Source organism: Acidovorax temperans, from assembly GCF_006716905.1.
Classification (GTDB): Bacteria; Pseudomonadota; Gammaproteobacteria; order Burkholderiales; family Burkholderiaceae_C; genus Acidovorax; species Acidovorax temperans.
In genome coordinates, this window is record NZ_VFPV01000001.1 from 152948 (window position 1) to 175000 (window position 22053).

Here is a 22053-nt window from a genome sequence, read left to right on the forward strand (position 1 = left end):
ATTTTTGGAAATATTGATGGGGCGTATCTTTTTTCACAACAGGTGTGAGTTGCACTCACGGAAGGTATTCCACCGGCAAAATGGGGCGTCATTTCCTGGATAACCCGACAGGCAACGGATGGACTCCACTGTGGCGGCTTGCAGCCGCTGAGCAAGACGGGAAAACGCCAATGCAAAGAATATCGGCCCAGAACGTTGTGGACCTCTTGCTCGACGCAGTCTGTATCGTCGATGCCAACAGCCAGGTGGTCTACGTGAGCCCTGCGTTTGAACGCATTTTTGGGTACACCCCTGAAGAGGCTGTGGGTCTCAAGATGTTCGATCTCGTCCACCCCGCAGACCGCCAGGCCACCGAGCAACAGGCGGACCGCGTCATGGAAGGCAGCTTGCAGCTGCAGTTTGAAAATCGCTACATCCGCAAAGACGGTGCGTTGGTGGACATCCTCTGGACGGCACGCTGGCTCCCCGACAGCCAACTGCGCCTGGCAGTCGCCCACGACATCACCCGGCGCAAGCGCACGGAGTCGATGCACGCCACGATGTATGCCATTTCCGCTGCGGCGCACGCAGCTTCCAGCTTGCCTGTGCTTTTGGAGCGCATCCATCACATCCTTGCTGCCCGCATCAACACCCTCGCGTTTTCTGTGGCGCTGACCACCCCACAGGGTGGATTTCACCGGGTGTACGACGCACGCGGTACAGCCCCCGCCCCACAAGCGCTGGATGCCGAGGCATCCGAGACGGCTTGGTACCAGCAGGTTCTGGAACAAGGCACGTCGCTGCTCCAGCCTCTGCCAGCGCCCGAATCCGGCGGCCCGGAGATCCCTCCCCATTACTGGCTGGGAGTCCCCCTGCCGTCAGGCGACCGCCCCCTTGGCGTGTTGGCGTTGCGGGGCCTGTCCACACGAGAAAGCCCTGTCGAGGCGGCCCAGGCATTGCTTGAGTTCGTCGCTCCTCAAGTTGAGATGGTGGTCGAACGCGTTCAACTGCATGAGCGCCTGCACCGCATGGCACAGTACGACCAGCTCACCGACCTGCCCAACCGGGCGCTGTTCTATGACCGGCTCAAGATTGCTGTCGCGCGGGCCCACCGCGAGGAGACGCAGCTTGCCCTGCTCTTCATTGACCTGGACCGCTTCAAGGAAGTGAACGACACCCTGGGGCACTCGATGGGCGACCTGCTGCTTCAAGGCGTTGCCAAACGCCTGATGGACTGCGTACGCGGCTGCGACACGGTGGCACGGCTCGGTGGCGATGAATTCGTGGTGCTGCTGGAGGGGATTCGCCTGGGCGAATCCCCACAACCCATGGCGCAGAAAATGCTGGCGGCGTTTTCGCAGCCTTTTGACCTGCATGGCACCACACTGCGCATTCAGCCCAGCATTGGCATTGCGCTGTACCCCGATCACGGAATGCATGAAAACGCCTTGCTCAGCCGGGCCGACGAGGCGATGTACGTAGCCAAGCGTAGCGGGGGCAATCAATCGTTTTTGCACCCAGGCAACCTGGGTGAACGCCATGGCGCCTCGCCGCCGAGCTGAAGCACGCATTGCCTCCTGCTCGGCTGGGTACCTCGTGGATTTCCTGCTGCCCGCTGGGGCCATCGTTCTTGTTCGAGCGCCCATGGCCTAAATTCCGCCGTGCCAGCCGCCCCTTCACCATGGCATCGCCAGGAACCACCATGCTTGACTCCCTTCTCCAACTCATCCACGTTCTGGCCTCCATGGTCTGGCTGGGTGGAATGTTCTTTGCCCATTTCTGCCTGCGGCCTGCCGCCCAGCAGCTGGAGCCCCCCGTGCGCATCGGACTGCTGTGCGGTGTGCTGCAGCGCTTCTTTACGGCAGTGACCGTGGCCATCGCCGCCCTGCTGGCATCAGGTATCTGGATGCTGGGCCGCACAGCGCGGCAGGTGGTTCAATCGGGCGGCCAGTTTTCGCTGCCGTTGGACTGGGCCTTGATGGTCGCCATTGGCTTGGTGATGACGGGCATTTTTGGCTACCTCCGGCTGGTGCTTTTCAAACAGCTCGTTCTTGCGAAAGAGGCAGGCAACTGGCCCGAGGCAGGCCGCTGGATGGCGAAGATCAAAACCTGGGTGGCCACCAATCTGGGGCTCGGCGTCGCCATCGTGGCATTGGTGACCCTGCTGTAGTGCCGTGCTGGCGGCGTGTGGGCTGCCTCTGCAGAACACGCTGGGGCTCGGTTCACTGCCCGCACGTGTCAGGCAGAATGGGGCGATCTCCTCACGTGAGGCTCCCCATGCAATTTGGCTACACCATCATCTACGTGCCCGACGTGGCCGCATCCCTCGCCTTTTTCGAGCGTGCCTTTGGATTCTCTCCACGGTTTTTGCATGAGTCGGGCACCTATGGTGAGCTGGACACAGGCGCCACCACCCTCGCCTTCGCTGACCACGCCCTGGGCCACGCCAATTTTCCAGGTGGTCATGTGGCAGCGCACTCGTCCGAGAAGCCTCTGGGCATGGAAATCGCGTTCGTCACCCCCGATGTTCCCGCAGCCCACGAACAAGCGTTGCGCCACGGTGCCACCGAGCTGGCAGCTCCGGCGGCCCGGCCCTGGGGTCAAACCGTGTCGTATGTCCGGTGCCCTGACGGTACGTTGGTGGAGCTCTGCACACCGATCCTGGCTGGTTAGGGTGCGGGCCCTCGCTGCCCATTGAACCAACCCACACGCTGCCAAAAACCACTGTATCCCTCTGCGCAGAGGGGCGATAACGTGGCATCCTCTTGATCTATGGGAATTCACTTCGAATCAGCCGCCACGGCCACTCGGCCTCAAGAAGCCGACCGCCCTGGCCATGCACCGGCGGGCCGCAGACATCCGTCACGCACCAAAGGCCTGCAGGCCATGGTTATCGGCTTCATCGCCATGGCACTGATCGTAACGGGCGCCTTGATAGGCCTGGCCCTCTACACCAAATGGCAAGATGCCTTGGTCGCCCAGGAACGCCAAAGCGCCAACCTGGCCCGTGTGCTGCAAGAGCAAACGCTGCGGGTTCTGGCTCCCATCGACCTAGCCACGCAGCGCATGCGCGATGCTGTGGCCAACGGCAGCCTCCATCCCTCAGACTTCACACGGCTGGCCAATGAAACCGGGCTGGTGCCAGACATCCTGACCCAGTTGTCACTGGTCGGAGCAGATGGCCGGTTCGTGGCCAGCAATCTGGACCCTGATGGCCAAAAAACCGGCCCCGTGGATCTCTCGGAGCGCGAGCACATCCAGATCCACCTCGAGCCAGGGCGCAACCCCGACCTGCGCAAACAGCTCACGCGCAATGGCCTGTTTGTCGGCAAACCCGTGCTGGGCAAAGTCTCGGGTAAATGGACACTCCAGCTGTCACGCCCGATCGTTTCCCCAAAGGGCCGCTTACACGGGGTCGTGGTGGCCTCCGTCAACCCCGATTACTTCGAAACGGTGTTCAGCGATGTGGACTTGGGCCCCGGCGGAGCTGTAACGCTGTTGGGTGATGACAACACCTTGCGCGCACGTGTCTCTGGAGGTCAAGCCACCGGCATGGGCCAGGTGCTCAAGCCGGCCAGCGACCACCCTCTCCTGGACGTCAACAAACCCGAAGGCACCTACACCCGCGTGAGCGAAGTGGACAACATGGAAAGAATCACCGCGTTTCGGCGCGTGCCCGGATACCCGCTCAACATGCTGGTTTCCAACACCACAGAGGCCGCGCTGGAGGAATGGCGCGGCATGCGCAACGTCACTCTGGTGGTGGCCCTGTTACTGGGGGTTGCCATCGTGGCCAGTGGCGTGGGCTTCCTGCGCGGCGTTCGCCGACTTGAAGAATCGCACGCCGCATTGGCGGTGAGCGAAGCACAAGCCCAATCCGCCAGCCAGGCCAAAAGCGAATTCATTGCCGCCGTATCGCATGAGCTGCGCACACCGCTGACCAGCATTCGCGGTTTTGCGGAACTGATGGAGCTGCGGCTCAAAGAACCCTCGTTCCGCGAAGCTGCCACGCTCATTCGCCAGGCGGCAGACCATCTCAATACGCTTTTGACCGAGATCCTGGACCTTGCCAAAGTCGAGGCGGGAGCCATGCCCATCGTGCTCGCACCCCACCCTGTTCGCGAACTTGTACAAAACACCGCCGATTTCTTTGCCATCTCAGCGGCACAGAAAGGGCTGGCACTGGCCGTTTCGGTCCCCGACGAAACCCCGGAAATGCTCGTTTGCGACGGCCTGCGGCTCAAGCAGATTCTGAACAACTTGCTGTCCAATGCGCTCAAGTTCACCGAGCAAGGCGAAGTTCGGCTGGAGGTGGAGCCGCAAGGCGCGCAACTGCGCTTCCACGTGATCGACACCGGCCCCGGAATCCCGGAACATTTGCACGAGCTGATTTTTGAGAAATTCCGCCAGGGCAGCGCACAGGTCAGCAATGAACATGGCGGCACAGGCCTGGGGCTGGCACTGTCCCGCGCTCTGGCAGAGCTGATGCAGGGAGAACTGTCGGTGTCTTCGGTGCCAGGTGAAGGTGCCCGATTCACGCTGACCTTGCCCTGCACTACACCGTAGCCCCACGGAGAGAAGTAAGACACTCCCCGCTGCGTGATGTGGAAAAACTTCAGAGCTTTGGACTGGCGGGCACACACTTGAAGGCATCAGATCCTGGGAAAGCAAGCCTAGATTAACGGAGCGACCTGCGTAAAGGCGCGTTTACGAAGCAATGAGAGCGGCGACATTCCGTCCTCGTCTTTTTGCAGTTTTTCCGGCCCATAAAAAAAGCCAGCGCATGCGCTGGCTCTTCCCCACCTAGGAATACACGCAACATCGCTGTTGCGTTTGGCTCATTAGAAGCGCCAGCCGAGGCCCACGCCCACCAGAACGGGATCCACCTTGAAGGTGCCGATCTTGGCGCCAGCGAGGCTGACGTCGGTCTTGATGAAGACCTTCTTCACGTCCAGGTTCAGGTACAGGTTCTTTTGCAGAGGGATGTCCACGCCGACTTGCAGGGCAGCACCAAAGCTGTTGCGGTCGATATCCACACCGGCAGGCAGCTTCACGCTGGAGAAGCGGGTGTAGTTGATACCAGCGCCCACATAGGGCTTGAAGCCGGCAGCGTTGAAGTGGTACTGCACCAGCAGCGAAGGAGGCAGGTTCTTGAGCGTACCGATCTTGCCACCCAGAACGCTAGAGCTCAGGTCGTGCTTTTGGGGCACAGTCAAAACCAGCTCAGCAGCGACGTTGGGGGTGAAGAAGTACGACACATCGACTTCAGGAATCACCTTGTCGTTCACCGACAGACCCAAACCGGTGCTGTCTTTGTTGGCGCTATCCAGGTTCACGGCACGGGCACGCACGAGCCAAGGGCCTTCGGCTTGCTGCGCAAACGCAGCGCCAGAAGTCAGTGCGCAAAGAACGGCCACGGCCAGCAGGTTTTTCTTCATACAGAACTCAATGCAGTTGAACGGGGACGGCCCCCGTGCATGTATTGGGCCTGTTAGCGAAATGGTCAACCTTGCTGCAGATCAAATAGTCCGTGTTTACCCGCAAGGTCATCACCCCCGCGTATAAGGCCGCGGGTTCTACGCATCCAGGACGTTTCAGTGGGCGCTGCGGCCTCTGAGGCGCTGAATGAACGTCACGGCAACCAATACCAGCGCACCTGCAGCCAAGCCAAAGATCGCATTGAGGCCGTTTGGCACGACCACGGACCACAAAGAGCCTGCCGGCCATGCGGCTGCAGAAGCAGCCCAAGCCTCCACCGCATGATGAACGACCGGGATGCCGTGCACCAAAATACCGCCCCCCACCAGGAACATCGCCGCGGTGCCAGCCACCGACAGGCCTTTCATCAACCAGGGGGCCGCCCACAAAATGCCCCGACCCAGCGCCTGCGCAAAGCTGCTGCCCTTGCGATGCAACCACAGGCCCAGGTCATCCAGCTTGACGATGCCTGCCACCAAGCCATACACCCCCAGCGTCATGATGAGCGCAATGCCGCTGAGAACAGCCAGTTGCTGCGCAAAAGGTGCCGTTGCGACCGTACCCAGGGTGATCGCGATGATCTCGGCAGAGAGGATGAAGTCCGTGCGCACCGCCCCTTTGATCTTGTCCTTTTCAAAGGCCACCATGTCCACGGCGGGATCGGAATTGGCTTTCAACAGACTCTCTTGCTCGGTCTCTGCTGCCTGAGGGTGCAAAAATTTGTGGGCCAGTTTTTCTGTGCCTTCAAAGCACAAAAACGCGCCGCCTACCATCAGCAAGGGGGTCACAGCCCAAGGGGCGAATGCGCTGATCAGCAGCGCCGCAGGCACCAGGATCACCTTGTTGATCAACGAACCCTTGGCCACTGCCCAGACGACCGGAATCTCTCGCTCGGCGCGCACACCGGTCACCTGATGGGCATTGAGCGCAAGGTCATCCCCCAGCACACCCGCCGTTTTCTGGGCCGCCACCTTGGTCATGACGGATACGTCGTCCGCCATGGCCGCGCTCTTCTTGGCTGCCACCTTGGTCATGAGGGCCACATCGTCGAGGATGGTGGCAATGTCGTCGAGCAGGGCAAGCAGGCTGCCAGCGGCCATGGGAAATCCTTGGAAGTGGTGAAGAGCGCCGACTATAGCAACGCGCCAAGACGTTGCTGTGCCAGACAAGGCCGCAACAACAACGGGGCCGAAGCCCCGTTCAAAGTCACCCCGCCGCAAACAAGCACATCCGTGCGACTTCAAGCTTCACGGCGCGCAGCGCCTGCGACCATCCGCCAAAAGCGCGCGGCCACAGCGCCAGGGCAGCCGCGCAAGGGCCGCCCCACAGCGATGGCCGGGACCCCCTTCCCGAATCGCACCAGCGATTCGAGAGAAGGGGGAAGCGGCGCAGCCGCTCAGGTGGATCGGTCGATTACCCCACCCACTTGCGCGCATTGCGCCAGATGCGCATCCAGCCGCTGTACTGCGACTGGTCTTCGCTGGTCCAGCTCATCTGGACGTTGCGGAACACGCGTTCGGGGTGCGGCATCATGGCCGTGAAGCGGCCGTCGGCCGTGGTCACTGCCGTGAGGCCACCGGCGCTGCCGTTGGGGTTGAACGGGTACTGCTCGGTCGCGCGGCCGTGGTTGTCCACGTAGCGCATGGCGGCAATCGCCTTGTCGGCGTTGCCCCGGTACTTGAAGTTGGCATAACCCTCGCCATGCGCCACGGCAATCGGCAGGCGGCTGCCCGCCATGCCTTGCAGGAACAGGCTGGGGGACTCCAGCACTTCCACCAGCGACAGGCGGGCCTCGAAGCGCTCGCTCTGGTTGGTGGTGAAGCGCGGCCAGTCTTGTGCGCCGGGGATGATGTCGGCCAGCTCGGCAAACATCTGGCAGCCGTTGCACACGCCCAGGCCAAACGTGTCCGTGCGGCCAAAGAAGCCCTGGAACTGCGCCGCCAGCACGGGGTTGAAGGTGATGGAACGCGCCCAGCCGATACCCGCGCCCAGCGTGTCGCCATAGCTGAAGCCACCGCAGGCGACCACGCCCTTGAAGTCTTCGAGCTTGACGCGGCCGGTTTGCAGATCGGTCATGTGCACGTCGAAGGCCTCAAAGCCTGCCTCGGTGAAGGCATAGGCCATCTCGATGTGCGAGTTCACACCCTGCTCGCGCAGGATGGCCACCTTGGGTTTGGCAAGGTTGAGGTATGGCGCGGCCACGTTGTCGGCCGCATCGAAGGTGAGGTGCACGTGCAGGCCGGGATCGGTGGGCTCGCCTGCGGCCGCGTGTTCGGCATCTGCGTTAGCGGGGTTGTCGCGCTGCTGGCAGATCTTCCAGCTCACGGCGTCCCACACCTGGTGCAAGTCCGCCAGCGGCGCGCTGAACACAGCCTTGGCATCGCGCCAGACCTGCAATTCGCCCTTGCCTGCGTCGATTTCGGACGACACCGGACGCGTCTTGCCCACAAAGTGGCTGAACTTGGACAGGCCGTGCTCGCGCAGCGTCTGCATCACGTCGTTACGCTCGGCGGTGCGCACTTGCAGCAGCACGCCCAACTCTTCGTTGAACAGCGCCTTCAAGGTGAGTTCTTCTCGGCGGGCACTGACCTGGCCCGCCCAGTTTTTGGCATCGCCCGTATCCATGCGGCTGTCGCTCACGCCGTCGCCTTCGGTCACGAGCAAATCCACATTCAGCGCCACGCCCACATGGCCCGCAAAGGCCATTTCCGCAGCCGCCGCCAGCAGGCCGCCATCGCTGCGGTCGTGGTAGGCCAGGATCTGGCCTTTGGCGCGCAGCGCGTTCACGGCGTTGACGAGGTTGACCAGGTCTTGCGGATCGTCCACATCGGGCACCACGTCACCGCTTTGGTCCAGCGTCTGGCCCAGGATGCTGCCGCCCATGCGGTTCTGGCCCTTGCCCAGGTCGATCAGCACCAGCGTGGTGTCGGCCTCGGTGGCATTGAGCTGGGGCGTGAGCGTGCCGCGCACGTCGGACAACGAGGCAAACGCACTCACGATCAGGCTGACAGGCGACGTGACTTTTTTCTTGTCCGAACCTTCGCTCCACTGCGTGCGCATGGACAGGCTGTCCTTGCCCACGGGGATCGAGACACCCAGCGCGGGGCACAGCTCCATGCCCACAGCCTTTACGGTTTCGTACAGCGCGGCGTCTTCGCCGGGCTCGCCACAGGCTGCCATCCAGTTGGCCGACAGCTTCACGCGCGGCAGCTCGATGGGCGCTGCCAGCAGGTTGGTGATGGCCTCGGCCACGGCCATGCGGCCCGATGCGGGGGCGTTGATGGCGGCCAGCGGTGTGCGCTCGCCCATGCTCATGGCCTCGCCCGCAAAGCCCTTGTAATCGGCCAGCGTCACGGCGCAATCGGCCACGGGTACCTGCCAGGGGCCGACCATCTGGTCGCGGTGGCTCAGGCCACCCACCGTGCGGTCACCGATGGTGATGAGGAAGCGCTTGGACGCCACCGTGGGGTGGGCCAGCACGTCGATGACGGCCTTTTGCAGCGGCACGCCGGTCAAGTCCATCGGTGCGAATTCGCGCACCACGGTCTTCACGTCGCGGTGCATCTTGGGCGGCTTGCCCAGCAGCACGTTCATGGGCATGTCCACCGGCAGCTTCTGGTCGTCGGCCGTGGCTGCGGGGTCGTGCAGCACCAGCTGGCGCTCTTCCGTGGCCGTGCCGATCACCGCAAACGGGCAGCGCTCGCGCTCACAGAAAGCTTTGAACTGTTCCAGCGACTCGGGCGCAATCGCCAGCACATAGCGCTCTTGCGACTCGTTGGACCAGATTTCCTTAGGGCTCATGCCCGACTCTTCGAGCTGCACGGCGCGCAGGTCAAAGCGCGCGCCACGGCCTGCGTCGTTGGTCAGCTCGGGGAAGGCGTTGGACAAACCGCCCGCGCCCACGTCATGGATGGCCAGGATGGGGTTGCTGCTGCCCTGCGCCCAGCAGTGGTTGATGACCTCTTGCGCACGGCGCTCGATCTCGGGGTTGCCGCGCTGCACCGAGTCAAAGTCAAGCTCGGCCGCATTGGTACCCGTGGCCATGGAGCTGGCGGCGCTGCCGCCCATGCCGATGCGCATGCCGGGGCCGCCCAGCTGGATGAGCAGCGAGCCAGCGGGGAATTCGATTTTCTTCGTCAGCTCGGCATCGATCACACCCACACCGCCCGCGATCATGATGGGCTTGTGGTAGCCGCGCTGCACGCCGCCCACGTTCTGCTCGTATTCGCGGAAGTAGCCGTTCAGGTTGGGGCGGCCAAATTCGTTGTTGAACGCCGCGCCGCCGAGAGGCCCTTCGACCATGATCTGCAGCGGGCTGGCAATGTGCTCGGGCTTGCCCACGGTGCTACCCCAGAGCTTGGACACGGTAAAGCCCGTGAGGCCCGCCTTGGGCTTGGAGCCCCGGCCGGTGGCGCCTTCGTCGCGAATCTCGCCGCCTGCACCCGTGGAGGCGCCGGGGAAGGGAGAGATGGCCGTGGGGTGGTTGTGCGTTTCCACCTTCATCAGCACATGCTGCGTTGCGCTACTTTTTTGATAGCTGCTCGCGCTTGATCCATCAGCGCCAGATGCCATTTTTGCCACAAACCGCTCAACCTGGTGGCCTTCCATGATCGACGCGTTGTCAGAGTACGCCACCACCGTGTGCTGGGGCGCGAGCTGGTGGGTGTTGCGGATCATGCCGAACAGCGATTTGTCCTGCGCCACACCGTCGATGGTGAACTCGGCGTTGAAGATCTTGTGGCGGCAGTGTTCGCTGTTGGCCTGGGCGAACATCATCAGTTCCACATCGGTGGGGTTGCGCTTGAGGCCGTTGAAGGCGTTGACGAGGTAGTCGATCTCGTCATCGGCCAAAGCCAAGCCAAAGCGAGTGTTTGCAGCTTCCAACGCAGCGCGGCCCCCAGCCAGCACGTCCACACGCTCCATGGGCGCGGGCTGCAGCTCGGTGAACAGGGCTGCAGCAGCACTGCGGTCAGCCACCACCGATTCGGTCATGCGGTCATGCAGCAAGGCGGCGACCTGGCCCAGTTGCTCGGCGGTCAGCTCGGGTGTCTTGCCCAGCAGGCCCGATTTCAGGCTGATACGGTATTCGGTGATGCGCTCCACGCGGCGGATAGCGATGCCGCAGTTGCGCGCAATGTCAGTCGCCTTCGAGGCCCAGGGCGACAGAGTTCCCAAACGGGGAGTAACAACCAGTGCGGCACCTTCTTGCGGCCCTTCATAGGGGTCGCCATACGTCAGCAACGCCGCCAGGCGCTCTTGCTCTGCGGCCGTGGGCGGAGCATCGGTGGCAACCAAGTGCACAAACCGTGCGGCAATGCCACTGATCTTGGGGTGGATGGCCTCGAGGGCGGGCTGAAGTTGCTGAGCGCGGAAGTTGCTGAGGGCGTTGCCGCCCGCCAGCGTGGTGATGTGCAAGGTCACGGTAGCGGCCTGTTGGGGTGTGAGGGGTGGGGATGCTTCGCAGGCTGGCCAGGGCGGCCGCCATGAAGCCCGCCATTTTACCGGGCATGTGAGGCGCCTACGCGCCACCCAGGGCCCAATGGGATAATTCAGGCCATGACCATCAACATCAAAAGCGCCGAAGACATCGAAGCCATGCGGCACGCCTGCCGTTTGGCCTCGGAAGTGCTGGACTACATCGCCCCCCACATCAAGCCCGGCATCACCACCAAAGAGATCGACCGCCTGGGCGCGGAGTGCATGGCCCAGCAGGGCACCATCTCCGCCACCGTGGGCTACCAGCCCCCAGGCTACCCACCCTACCCTGCGTCGCTGTGCACGTCGGTCAACCACGTGGTGTGCCACGGCATTCCCAACGACAAGCCCCTGAAAAAGGGCGACATCGTGAACGTGGACGTGACCGTCATCACCAAGGACGGCTGGTACGGCGACAACAGCCGCATGTACCTGATTGGCGAGTGCTCGATTGCAGCCAAACGCCTGTCGGCAGTGACTTTTGAAGCCATGTGGCACGGTATCCTGCAGGTCAAGCCAGGCGCCCGGCTCGGAGACATTGGCCACGCCATCCAGAAGTTTGCCGAGGGGCACGGCTTCTCGGTGGTGCGCGAGTTCTGCGGACACGGCATCGGCCAGAAATTCCACGAAGAACCTCAGGTTCTGCACTATGGCCGCCCCGGCACGCTGGAAGAGCTGCAACCCGGCATGGTGTTCACCATCGAGCCCATGATCAACGCAGGCAAACGCGATGTGAAGAACCATGGCAACGACGGCTGGACCATCGTCACCAAGGACCACAGCCTCTCTGCCCAGTGGGAACACACCGTGCTGGTCACCCCCACGGGCTACGAGGTCATGACCTTGTCGGCAGGGTCTCCTCCACTGCCTAGTTTTGTGACAGCCACGCGCACCTGAAGTCAGCGGCAAGAGGCCTGCGCACGACTTTTGCTTTGCAGTCAGGGCGTGCGCAGACTCAACCGCGAGCCGGGTCGGCGCACCACTGTCGCACTGTCTGGCTCCGGTTCTTGTCCCTCTTCCTTCCAAGCCCTGCCCCATGACCGAAATCCAGTCCCTGCGTGCCGCCTATCGCCAAGAAAAAGCCGCCGTCATGGGGGGCATGGCAGCCTCTGTAGCCTCCACCCGGGGCATTCACAAAGTGCTGCGCAAGCTGTCTTCCCTGACGGATGGTTTGCTGCACACACTGTGGCAGCGCGCAGAAATGCCTTCTGGCTGTGCGTTGGTGGCGGTGGGCGGATATGGCCGGGCGCAGCTTTTTCCGTTCTCTGACGTGGACGTGCTGCTGCTGCTGCCAGAAGGCACGCAGCTAGACACGGACATCGCACTGAGCCGGCGCATTGAGGGCTTCATCGGTAGCTGCTGGGATGCGGGGCTGGAAATCGGCTCTAGCGTGCGCACCACCTCAGAATGCCTAGCCGAGAGCGCGGCCGATGTGACGGTTCAAACCTCACTGCTCGAAGCTCGTCTCATCTGCGGAAATGCGGCGCTGTTTGCACACTTCCAGGGCCAGTACCAGGCGCAAATGGATCCCAAGGCCTTCCTGGTCGCCAAGACGCTGGAAATGCGCCAGCGCCACACCAAGTACGACAACACGCCTTACGCGCTGGAACCCAACTGCAAGGAGTCACCCGGCGGCTTGCGAGACCTGCAGCTCATTCTGTGGGTTGCCAAGGCTGCAGGATTGGGCGGCAGCTGGAAAGAACTGGCCGCCAGTGGCATGGCCACCCCGTTTGAGGTGCGACAGATCGAGCGCAACGAAGCCCTGCTCTGCCTGATACGGGCGCGCCTGCACCAGGCGGCGGGACGCCACGAAGACCGCCTCGTGTTCGACCTGCAAACCACGGTGGCGGAATCGTTTGGCTACCGCTCGCAAGCACCAGATGGCTCGCGTCTGCCGATGCGCGCCAGCGAAACCCTGATGCGCCGCTACTACTGGGCGGCCAAGGCGGTGTCCCAGCTCAGCCAGATCCTGCTGCTCAACATTGAAGAGCGGCTGAACCCATCGACCCACGAACCACGCCCGATCAACGAGCGGTTTTTTGAAAAAGCCGGCCTCATTGAAGTGGCCAGCGACGATCTGTACCAGAAAGACCCGCACGCGATTCTGGAAACGTTTCTGCTCTACCAGACCTCGGTGGGCTTGAAAAACCTGTCTGCGCGCACCTTGCGAGCGCTGTACAACGCCCGTTCGGTGATGGATGCCGCCTTCCGGCGCGATCCGGTCAACCGCCAAACCTTCATGCGCATCCTTCAGCAGCCGTCGGGCATCACCCATGCCATGCGGCTCATGAACCAGACTTCTGTACTGGGTCGCTACCTCTGGGTGTTCCGCGGCATCGTGGGGCAAATGCAGCATGACCTGTTCCATGTCTACACCGTGGATCAGCACATCCTGATGGTGCTGCGCAACATGCGGCGCTTTTTCATGGCGGAACATGCCCACGAATACCCCTTCTGCTCCCACCTGGCGGCGGGCTGGGACAAGCCCTGGATTCTCTACATCGCGGCGCTGTTCCACGATATCGGCAAAGGCCGGGGGGGCGATCACTCCCACATCGGTGCGAAGGAGGTTCGGCGCTTCTGCCGTCAGCATGGCGTTGACGCGGAGGACACACAGCTCATCGAATTCTTGGTCAGCGAGCATTTGACGATGAGCCGGGTCGCGCAAAAGCAAGACCTCAGTGACCCCGATGTGATCTCTGCCTTTGCTCAGCGGGTTCGCAATGAGCGCTATCTGACCGCCCTCTATCTGCTCACCGTGGCAGACATCCGCGGCACCAGCCCCAAGGTCTGGAATGCGTGGAAAGGCAAGTTGCTGGAAGACCTGTACCGTTCCACCCTCCGAACCCTGGGTGGCCGCGCACCGGATGCTGCGGCCGAAATCGAGGCCCGCAAGCGCGAAGCGCTCGTGCAGCTGGCGCTCAACGCCCTTCCGTTCGAAGCCCACAAAGCCCTGTGGGAAACATTGGACGTGAGCTATTTCATGCGGCACGAGGCCGCAGACATTGCGTGGCACACCCGCCACCTGTCGCGTCACGTGGGTACCTCCAAACCTATCGTGCGCGCCCGCCAATCGCTGGCGGGAGAAGGCCTGCAGGTATTGGTTTACGCACCCGACCAGCCCGACCTGTTTGCACGCATCTGCGGTTATTTCGACCGTGCAGGTTTCAGCATTCTGGATGCCAGGGTACATACCGCCAACAACCATTACGCGCTGGATTCATTCCAGGTGGTGGCGTCATCACAACCTGGCCATTACCGAGAGCTGACGCATATGGTCGAGAGCGACTTGGTCCGTGCCATTGAAGCAGGCGGCCCCCTGCCCGAGCCCGCCCGCAAAAGGGTGTCGCGGCGCGTCAAGAGCTTTCCCATTGCACCCCGGGTGTCGCTGCAGCCCGACGAGAAAGCGCAGCGGTGGCTCCTCGGTATTTCCGCCAGCGACCGGGCCGGCTTGCTGTATCTGGTGGCGCGCATCCTTGCGCAGCACCATCTGAGCGTGCAACTCGCAAAAGTCAGCACACTGGGAGAACGGGTGGAAGACACCTTCTTGCTGCAGGGCTCAGAGCTGCAAAACAACGCGCGGCAAATCCAGATCGAAACCGAGTTGCTGCAGGCGCTCTCTGAGTAGTCGAGCGCAAAAGGCTGCAAGTCCCATCGCGCGGGTTGTGTGCGGCAGCTACTGATTACAGCGTTTCGCCTTCTTCAAAGGGATTTCAAGCCTTTTCGGCCTCTAGCGCTTGTGCAGAAAGCGTCAGCCGCTCTTATTTTGATAGTGATGCGTCGCTTCGGTGTGCAGCAAGAATGCCATGGCTCAAAAAGCTTGCAGCCCAGAGGGGCACAGCAAATAGCATCTACTAGTCGTCTGCGTCCGCGGGATCCAAGCCAGGAAACAAGACGTCGGTATATCCAAACTGGGTGAAATCTTTGACTCGCATGGGGTACAGCTTTCCCCAAAGGTGGTCGCACTCGTGCTGCACCACCCGTGCATGAAAACCTTCGGCTTCGCGATCCATCGGATCACCGTAGGGATCAAACCCCGTGTACCGAATGCGCGTCCAGCGCGGCACCTTGCCTCTCAGCCCCGGAACAGACAGGCAACCCTCCCAATCATCCTCTTGCTCAACTCCCAGCGGAGTGATCACTGGATTGACCAAGGCCGTCATCGGCACCAATGGCCGATCAGGGTAACGAGGATTGGCGTTCTCTGATCCAAACACCACCACCTGCAGGTCTACGCCGATCTGCGGTGCCGCCAGCCCTGCGCCATTCGCAGCACGCATCGTCTCCCACAAATCACGCACCAGCAAATGCAGTGCATCCGTATCAAATTCAGTGACCTCTTTCGCCGTGCGAAGCAAACGAGGGTCTCCCATTTTGAGAATGGTATATATGGTCATGGTGAAAGAATCTTCTGAAACGGCCAATCAATAAGACCGGGAAACCCAGCGGTGTGTGCGGCGAGAGCAGCGACTCGCATGAGCGATTTTTGCTCGGGGCGCCTGGCCAATCGACTCAACGCAAAGACATGCGATTGCCCGAAACCTGAAACCAACGATGGGCGCCACAGGATCACCGAACGAAACGCCCAAAGAGATATCACCCGTGCCATGGAGAATGCAGGCGTCCCGCCGCAAACGCACCGGAGACTCGCTGCCTTCAAAACGGATCCATGTGCCAAAACTGCTCAGATCGGTCAATAGAAAGCCACTGTTGCGCCAATCAATGCGGGCATGAAGCCGCGACACCCTGGGATCATTGATGCATAGCTGAGCATGTGTCGCTCGGCCGATATGGATAGGAGCTTCATTGGACGTGAAGGTGACATCCCCTCCATGCCAGTTAAATTGAATGGCGCCCAAAATGGAATCCATCGCTGCAAACTGACTTGCAAGCCCTGATTGCACCGTGAGGGATTCATTTTCCTGGTCTTGCCGCCACTCGGCTTGATACAGCACCAGCGGCCCACCTTTACCGCGAATCTCCATAGCACCGAGGTTTCTAAACCATACCGCAGGCGCAACACCCGCCAGCAAAACCAAGGTTTCTGTCGCCCAAATTTCCCCTGGCCCCGAGCGCTCGCAAAGCCGCGCCGCCACATTGACGGCATCACCGTAGCAATCACAGTCCACTTCCACAATATCGCCCGTAGCCATTCCTACGCGGATATCCATGCGAATGGGATGCGGCCATCGAGCTTGCCGCTGCTCGTGCGCCCGAAGCATCGCAGAACTTGCGGCTGTAGCACTCGCTGCATCTCCAAAAACCCCCAGAACTCCGTCACCCAGCTTCTTGACGACGCGACCAGCGTGGCTATGGATGCAAGTGCCAATCCAATCAGTCAGTTGCGCAACCGCTTCCGCTGCACGCTCATTGCCCAACGATTCGTACAACGCAACACTGCCAGAAATGTCAGCAAAGATGACCGTCGCAAGAACAGTCATGATTTTTCAGGCTCAAAATAAATCATGACTTACAGCTTAATACAGCAAGGCGATTTCATGCCAAAAATTTAATTCTTCACAGTAGAGCACTCAAATTTTTTACTTGAATATTATCAAAATTAATAATTAATTTGAAAATTTTTATACTCATCAAAACCACTCAATGATCATGTGAGTGCCCCCAATATAAAAGAGCATCCCTTTTTTCTACAGAGAGCGAAACTTTGGCCCCCACCGGCAAAACCACTTTGGTTGGCACGTGACCAAAAGGTAAGTTTGTCAACACAGGAATATTTACCTTCGACTGAACCCAATCAACAACGGATTGAAAATTAAAACCCTTGTCATGCGGCGCTAGCCTGTACTCAGTAAACTGACCCAACACAATAGCTTTTTGCTTTGCCAAAATTCCAGCATACAAGAGCTGCGTCAACATTCGCTCAATTCTGTAAGGGTGCTCTCCAACATCCTCCAAAAAGAGAATTCCCCCTTCAATCCGAGGCATATAAGGAGTTCCAATCAAGCCCACTAATACAGCAAGATTCCCACCCCAAAGAACCGCATCTTCTATATAAATCTCTTGATCCGCAAATTGATTCTGTACATCTTTTTTGCGATACGGCAAACGCCAACCTGCGCCCTCTCCATGGCCTGTCATCAAATCATCGAAGCAAGCCTCCATGATGTCGTCAGGCACACCTTCCACACCAAAATCCGTAATCAAAGCTGGACCAGCCCAAGTGATAGATTCAGTTTTTGCAAGGACCGCATTCTGAAACGCAGTGAAATCACTTATACCCACAAATTTTGTGCCCGCTGCAATAGCAGCGCCTACTTTTTTGTAGTCGATATCCGCCAGCAGTCTTGTAAAACCGTAGGCCCCACGCGTAATCAGCGCCACATCGGCGCCACTAGCGGCTGCACGATGAATCGCGGCTAAACGGGTTTGATCATCACCAGCAAAACGCGTGTGAATCGCACGGGCATCAACATCCACCTCGACCTGGTAGCCCAAAGCCTCCAGACGGGACAAACCACGTTTGAAAGCAGCCTTATCACGGATTGTGCCAGCCGGGGAATAAATATAGATATGCTTAGCCCCCGCTTGACAAAGACTGCAACCATTTTCGCTATTTAATTGGGACATCACACCCTGGAAAAGTACCAGCTCCTAGACAACGATTAAAGTGCGTCAGCACAGCAAAAGAAAAACACATCAAACCAGAACATCAAAAATATCATTAATTATTTTGAAAATCTGGGTTTTTTTCTTTTTTAAATTCGAGCAACAAACGAGAAAACTCACGGATACCAGCCTTGTAGCCCTTGTCTGGAAAAGGTGCTCGAATTGCACCATCGAACTCTTCAATAGACAAACGACCTGGCCCCTGTGGCAGCACCAAAAAACTGCATATCAACGGAGATATGCCTTCACAAAGACTCATCAAAAATCCTGAATGCCAGCCATCTATCACAACATTGATTGAGTTCAAACCCAGTCTTTCAACAAAATCCCTCAAAATAAGACGATGCTGGTGCAACTGATGAAATTTTTCTCTTTTTGGTTTGTCGCTCTTTCCAAAGCCAATCATATCGATAAGAACGACTCTTTCCGACTCCGGCATAGAATTCAAGAAATTCTGAAAAACAAAACTCCAGCTTGAAGGGCCATGCAAGCATAGCCATGCAGATTTATTTTCTTCAGGCCCCGAGTCCACGTAATGCATACGCAAACCGTCCAAGCTAGGTAAATCGCTTATGTAGGAGGATTGATGACTGAAATCAGGGACAGCGACAAACGCATGCTCGGGGGTTCTGAGTGCATCGTCACGCAAAGGAAATTTTTTATTCTTTTTACTCTGAAAGCGCCGATTCAAAAAAAAATCACCCAATACCGCAGCGCACTCCCTGGCAAGTACTCCACTAGAAACACTAGTGTGGTGGTTTAGTTGATGACTTTCGAGCAAATTCACAACGGATCCCACGGCCCCAGTTTTGGGCTCGGCAGCTCCAAAGACAAGCCTTCCCAAGCGAGCGTTCAGGATAGCACCACAACACATTGCACAGGGCTCTAACGTAACATAGAGGGTGCACTCAGTGAGCCGGTAATTCCCTAAAACCAAGGCTCCCGCACGCAGTGCATTAATTTCAGCATGCCCAGCGGGGTCGCAGGATCCGACAGTGGTGTTGCGACCAGTTGAGAGCAGCAGGTTATCTTTGACCAATACCGCACCAACAGGCACCTCCCCCAATTCCCCTGCAGCCTTGGCCTCAGCCAAGGCCAACTTCATCCAATGCTCATCGGTTAGGCGTTGCCCATCCATAGACCGTATATCCGAGGAGTGATGAGTGTGGGGTTACGTGAATGTGAATATCAAAGGCCCATAAGACAAACCCCCCCACTCCATAGGGAGAGGGGGGTATGCGGGCTGTAAGAGCCTGACGATGACCTACTTTCACACGGGAACCCGCACTATCATCGGCGCAAAGTCGTTTCACTGTCCTGTTCGGGATGGGAAGGAGTGGTACCAACTTGCTATGGTCATCAGGCATAACTTGGTGCTGGGCTGTTTTTGTGAACAGCCTGGCGAATTCATAGAGTTTGGAATCAGATTTTGTATTTGACTGCGTCTAACTTGGCATAACAATCTTTGAGCTTTTGCACTGAAGTGCATTGGCTATCAAAGTTATAGGGTCAAGCCGCACGAGCAATTAGTACTGGTTAGCTTAACGCATTACTGCGCTTCCACACCCAGCCTATCAACGTCCTGGTCTTGAACGACTCTTTAGGGGGCTCAAGGCCCCGGCAGATCTCATCTTGAAACGAGTTTCCCGCTTAGATGCTTTCAGCGGTTATCTCTTCCACACTTAGCTACTCGGCAATGCCACTGGCGTGACAACCGATACACCAGAGGTGTGTCCACTCCGGTCCTCTCGTACTAGGAGCAGGCTTCCTCAAATCTGCAGCGCCCACGGAAGATAGGGACCAAACTGTCTCACGACGTTTTAAACCCAGCTCACGTACCTCTTTAAATGGCGAACAGCCATACCCTTGGGACCGGCTACAGCCCCAGGATGAGATGAGCCGACATCGAGGTGCCAAACACCGCCGTCGATATGAACTCTTGGGCGGTATCAGCCTGTTATCCCCAGAGTACCTTTTATCCGTTGAGCGATGGCCCTTCCATACAGAACCACCGGATCACTATGTCCTGCTTTCGCATCTGCTCGACTTGTCAGTCTCGCAGTTAAGCACGCTTATGCCATTGCACTATCGTCACGATGTCCGACCGTAACTAGCGTACCTTCGAACTCCTCCGTTACGCTTTGGGAGGAGACCGCCCCAGTCAAACTGCCTACCATGCACTGTCCCCGATCCAGATAATGGACCTAGGTTAGAACCTCAAACACACCAGGGTGGTATTTCAACGTTGGCTCCATGAGAACTAGCGTCCTCACTTCAAAGCCTCCCACCTATCCTACACAGATCTGTTCAAAGTCCAATACAAAGCTACAGTAAAGGTTCATGGGGTCTTTCCGTCTTTCCGCGGGGAGATTGCATCATCACAAACATTTCAACTTCGCTGAGTCTCAGGAGGAGACAGTGTGGCCATCGTTACGCCATTCGTGCAGGTCGGAACTTACCCGACAAGGAATTTCGCTACCTTAGGACCGTTATAGTTACGGCCGCCGTTTACTGGGACTTCAATCAAGAGCTTGCACCCCATCATTTAATCTTCCAGCACCGGGCAGGCGTCACACCCTATACGTCCACTTTCGTGTTTGCAGAGTGCTGTGTTTTTATTAAACAGTCGCAGCCACCGATTTTTTGCAACCCCTTTGGGCTCCCTCTGTACGAGTTCACCTACTTGGGGCATACCTTCTCCCGAAGTTACGGTATCAATTTGCCGAGTTCCTTCTCCTGAGTTCTCTCAAGCGCCTTAGAATACTCATCTCGCGCACCAGTGTCGGTTTGCGGTACGGTCGTCAATAGCTGAAGCTTAGTGGCTTTTCCTGGAAGCAGGGTATCACTCACTTCGTCTGCAAGCAGACTCGTTATCACCCCTCATCTAAGCCCGGCGGATTTGCCTACCAGGCACGACTACAGGCTTGAACCAACATATCCAACAGTTGGCTGAGCTAACCTTCTCCGTCCCCACATCGCACTATTGATCGGTACAGGAATATTGACCTGTTTCCCATCAGCTACGCATCTCTGCCTCGCCTTAGGGGCCGACTCACTCTACGCCGATGAACGTTGCGTAGAAAACCTTGCGCTTACGGCGAGGGGGCTTTTCACCCCCTTTAACGCTACTCATGTCAGCATTCGCACTTCTGATACCTCCAGCATCCGTTACCAGACACCTTCACAGGCCTACAGAACGCTCTCCTACCACGTGCAATAAATTGCACATCCGCAGCTTCGGTAACTGGCTTAGCCCCGTTACATCTTCCGCGCAGGACGACTCGATCAGTGAGCTATTACGCTTTCTTTAAATGATGGCTGCTTCTAAGCCAACATCCTGACTGTTTTAGCCTTCCCACTTCGTTTCCCACTTAGCCAATTTTAGGGACCTTAGCTGGCGGTCTGGGTTGTTTCCCTCTTGAGTCCGGACGTTAGCACCCGGTGCTCTGTCTCCCAAGCTGTACTCTGCGGTATTCGGAGTTTGCATAGGTTTGGTAAGTCGCCATGACCCCCTAGCCTAAACAGTGCTCTACCCCCGCAGGTAATACTTGAGGCACTACCTAAATAGTTTTCGGAGAGAACCAGCTATTTCCAAGTTTGTTTAGCCTTTCACCCCTATCCACAGCTCATCCCCTAGTTTTGCAACACTAGTGGGTTCGGACCTCCAGTACCTGTTACGGCACCTTCATCCTGGCCATGGATAGATCACTTGGTTTCGGGTCTACACCCAGCGACTGATTCGCCCTATTCGGACTCGATTTCTCTACGGCTTCCCTATTCGGTTAACCTTGCCACTGAATGTAAGTCGCTGACCCATTATACAAAAGGTACGCAGTCACCCTTGCGGGCTCCTACTTTTTGTAAGCATGCGGTTTCAGGATCTATTTCACTCCCCTCCCGGGGTTCTTTTCGCCTTTCCCTCACGGTACTGGTTCACTATCGGTCGATTACGAGTATTTAGCCTTGGAGGATGGTCCCCCCATATTCAGACAGGATTTCTCGTGTCCCGCCCTACTTTTCTCTAACTTAGTACCACACGTCTGTTTTCGCATACAGGGCTATCACCTGCTATGGCCGGACTTTCCATTCCGTTTTGCTAACAGTCGTGCTATCACTAGAAGGCTCTTCCGATTTCGCTCGCCACTACTTTCGGAATCTCGGTTGATGTCTTTTCCTCGAGCTACTGAGATGTTTCAGTTCACCCGGTTCGCCTCGCATACCTATGTATTCAGTATGCGATACCTCTTGCGAGGTGGGTTTCCCCATTCAGAAATCTCCGGATCAAAGCTTATTTGCCAGCTCCCCGAAGCTTATCGCAGGCTATCACGTCTTTCGTCGCCTGTAATCGCCAAGGCATCCACCACATGCTCTTAGTCACTTGACCCTATAACTTTGACATCTCTTGCAAGATATCGCCGTCATCTCAAGGACTTGTCAGGTCTTTCACCTGACGCGTTATGCCGCAATGTGAATAATTCTTCGACTCCAGACATT

At 58.3% G+C, this 22053-nt stretch carries 13 protein-coding genes and 2 rRNA genes; 6 read left to right on the forward strand and 9 right to left on the reverse strand.

Annotation, left to right across the window (positions count from 1 at the left end; genetic code table 11):
- Positions 1-170 precede the first annotated feature (170 nt).
- The 4 genes from BDD18_RS00715 to BDD18_RS00730 all read left to right on the forward strand — a co-directional run bounded on the left by BDD18_RS00715 (position 171) and on the right by BDD18_RS00730 (position 4545).
- On the forward strand, positions 171-1541 hold the full coding sequence (locus BDD18_RS00715) for a sensor domain-containing protein (protein ID WP_142080823.1): 1371 nt from the start codon (positions 171-173) through the stop codon (positions 1539-1541).
- Positions 1542-1681: 140 nt separating this feature from the next.
- Positions 1682-2149 (forward strand): CopD family protein, encoded by a 468-nt coding sequence (locus BDD18_RS00720; protein WP_211360631.1) that lies wholly within the window; start codon positions 1682-1684, stop codon positions 2147-2149.
- 107 nt (positions 2150-2256) lie between these two features.
- Positions 2257-2652, forward strand: a complete 396-nt coding sequence (locus BDD18_RS00725; protein ID WP_142080827.1) for a VOC family protein — start codon at positions 2257-2259, stop codon at positions 2650-2652.
- Positions 2653-2886: 234 nt separating this feature from the next.
- Complete coding sequence (locus BDD18_RS00730) at positions 2887-4545, forward strand: sensor histidine kinase (protein WP_244938953.1); 1659 nt, start codon at positions 2887-2889, stop codon at positions 4543-4545.
- Between the two features lie 275 nt (positions 4546-4820).
- Here the strand turns inward: BDD18_RS00730 and BDD18_RS00735 are convergent, their stop codons facing one another.
- From BDD18_RS00735 to purL, 3 genes are all read right to left on the reverse strand, one after another.
- Positions 4821-5417, reverse strand: a complete 597-nt coding sequence (locus tag BDD18_RS00735; RefSeq protein ID WP_066691649.1) for an OmpW/AlkL family protein — start codon at positions 5415-5417, stop codon at positions 4821-4823.
- Positions 5418-5573: 156 nt separating this feature from the next.
- Positions 5574-6557, reverse strand: a complete 984-nt coding sequence (locus BDD18_RS00740) for a DUF808 domain-containing protein (RefSeq protein WP_142080831.1) — start codon at positions 6555-6557, stop codon at positions 5574-5576.
- Between the two features lie 313 nt (positions 6558-6870).
- A complete protein-coding gene (gene purL, locus BDD18_RS00745; RefSeq protein WP_142080832.1) occupies positions 6871-10878 on the reverse strand; it encodes a phosphoribosylformylglycinamidine synthase in 4008 nt (1335 codons plus the stop codon).
- A 135-nt stretch (positions 10879-11013) separates the two neighbouring features.
- Between purL and map the strand changes: the two genes are divergently transcribed.
- Positions 11014-11829 (forward strand): type I methionyl aminopeptidase, encoded by an 816-nt coding sequence (gene map, locus BDD18_RS00750; protein WP_044399680.1) that lies wholly within the window; start codon positions 11014-11016, stop codon positions 11827-11829.
- Positions 11830-11968: 139 nt separating this feature from the next.
- Entirely contained in the window at positions 11969-14560 is a 2592-nt protein-coding gene (locus tag BDD18_RS00755) for a [protein-PII] uridylyltransferase (protein ID WP_142080834.1), read from the forward strand.
- A gap of 226 nt (positions 14561-14786) precedes the next feature.
- Here the strand turns inward: BDD18_RS00755 and def are convergent, their stop codons facing one another.
- From def to BDD18_RS00790, 6 genes are all read right to left on the reverse strand, one after another.
- Positions 14787-15329: a peptide deformylase gene (def, locus tag BDD18_RS00765; RefSeq protein WP_142080836.1), complete on the reverse strand. Its 543-nt coding sequence runs from the start codon at positions 15327-15329 to the stop codon at positions 14787-14789.
- Positions 15330-15356: 27 nt separating this feature from the next.
- Positions 15357-16373, reverse strand: coding sequence for an adenylate/guanylate cyclase domain-containing protein (locus BDD18_RS00770; RefSeq protein ID WP_142080838.1), 1017 nt, complete (start codon positions 16371-16373; stop codon positions 15357-15359).
- Positions 16374-16533: 160 nt separating this feature from the next.
- The gene (locus tag BDD18_RS00775; protein ID WP_142080839.1) at positions 16534-17520 is read right to left on the reverse strand and encodes an LD-carboxypeptidase; all 987 of its coding nucleotides are present in this window, start codon (positions 17518-17520) and stop codon (positions 16534-16536) included.
- Positions 17521-17614: 94 nt separating this feature from the next.
- On the reverse strand, positions 17615-18697 hold the full coding sequence (tadA, locus tag BDD18_RS00780) for a tRNA adenosine(34) deaminase TadA (RefSeq protein ID WP_142080841.1): 1083 nt from the start codon (positions 18695-18697) through the stop codon (positions 17615-17617).
- A gap of 113 nt (positions 18698-18810) precedes the next feature.
- A 5S ribosomal RNA gene (gene rrf / locus BDD18_RS00785) occupies positions 18811-18923 on the reverse strand.
- A gap of 141 nt (positions 18924-19064) precedes the next feature.
- Positions 19065-21943 (reverse strand): 23S ribosomal RNA (locus tag BDD18_RS00790).
- Positions 21944-22053 lie beyond the last annotated feature (110 nt).

Bases quoted from the DNA above. Each gene is read 5' to 3' on its own strand.
- map (WP_044399680.1), top strand. From the start codon at position 11,014: ATGACCATCAACATCAAAAGCGCCGAAGACATCGAAGCCATGCGGCAC.
- BDD18_RS00740 (WP_142080831.1), bottom strand. From the start codon at position 6,557: ATGGCCGCTGGCAGCCTGCTTGCCCTGCTCGACGACATTGCCACCATC.
- BDD18_RS00720 (WP_211360631.1), top strand. From the start codon at position 1,682: ATGCTTGACTCCCTTCTCCAACTCATCCACGTTCTGGCCTCCATGGTC.
- BDD18_RS00770 (WP_142080838.1), bottom strand. From the start codon at position 16,373: ATGACTGTTCTTGCGACGGTCATCTTTGCTGACATTTCTGGCAGTGTT.
- def (WP_142080836.1), bottom strand. From the start codon at position 15,329: ATGACCATATATACCATTCTCAAAATGGGAGACCCTCGTTTGCTTCGC.
- tadA (WP_142080841.1), bottom strand. From the start codon at position 18,697: ATGGATGGGCAACGCCTAACCGATGAGCATTGGATGAAGTTGGCCTTG.
- BDD18_RS00775 (WP_142080839.1), bottom strand. From the start codon at position 17,520: ATGTCCCAATTAAATAGCGAAAATGGTTGCAGTCTTTGTCAAGCGGGG.
- BDD18_RS00755 (WP_142080834.1), top strand. From the start codon at position 11,969: ATGACCGAAATCCAGTCCCTGCGTGCCGCCTATCGCCAAGAAAAAGCC.
- BDD18_RS00725 (WP_142080827.1), top strand. From the start codon at position 2,257: ATGCAATTTGGCTACACCATCATCTACGTGCCCGACGTGGCCGCATCC.
- BDD18_RS00730 (WP_244938953.1), top strand. From the start codon at position 2,887: ATGGCACTGATCGTAACGGGCGCCTTGATAGGCCTGGCCCTCTACACC.
- BDD18_RS00735 (WP_066691649.1), bottom strand. From the start codon at position 5,417: ATGAAGAAAAACCTGCTGGCCGTGGCCGTTCTTTGCGCACTGACTTCT.
- BDD18_RS00715 (WP_142080823.1), top strand. From the start codon at position 171: ATGCAAAGAATATCGGCCCAGAACGTTGTGGACCTCTTGCTCGACGCA.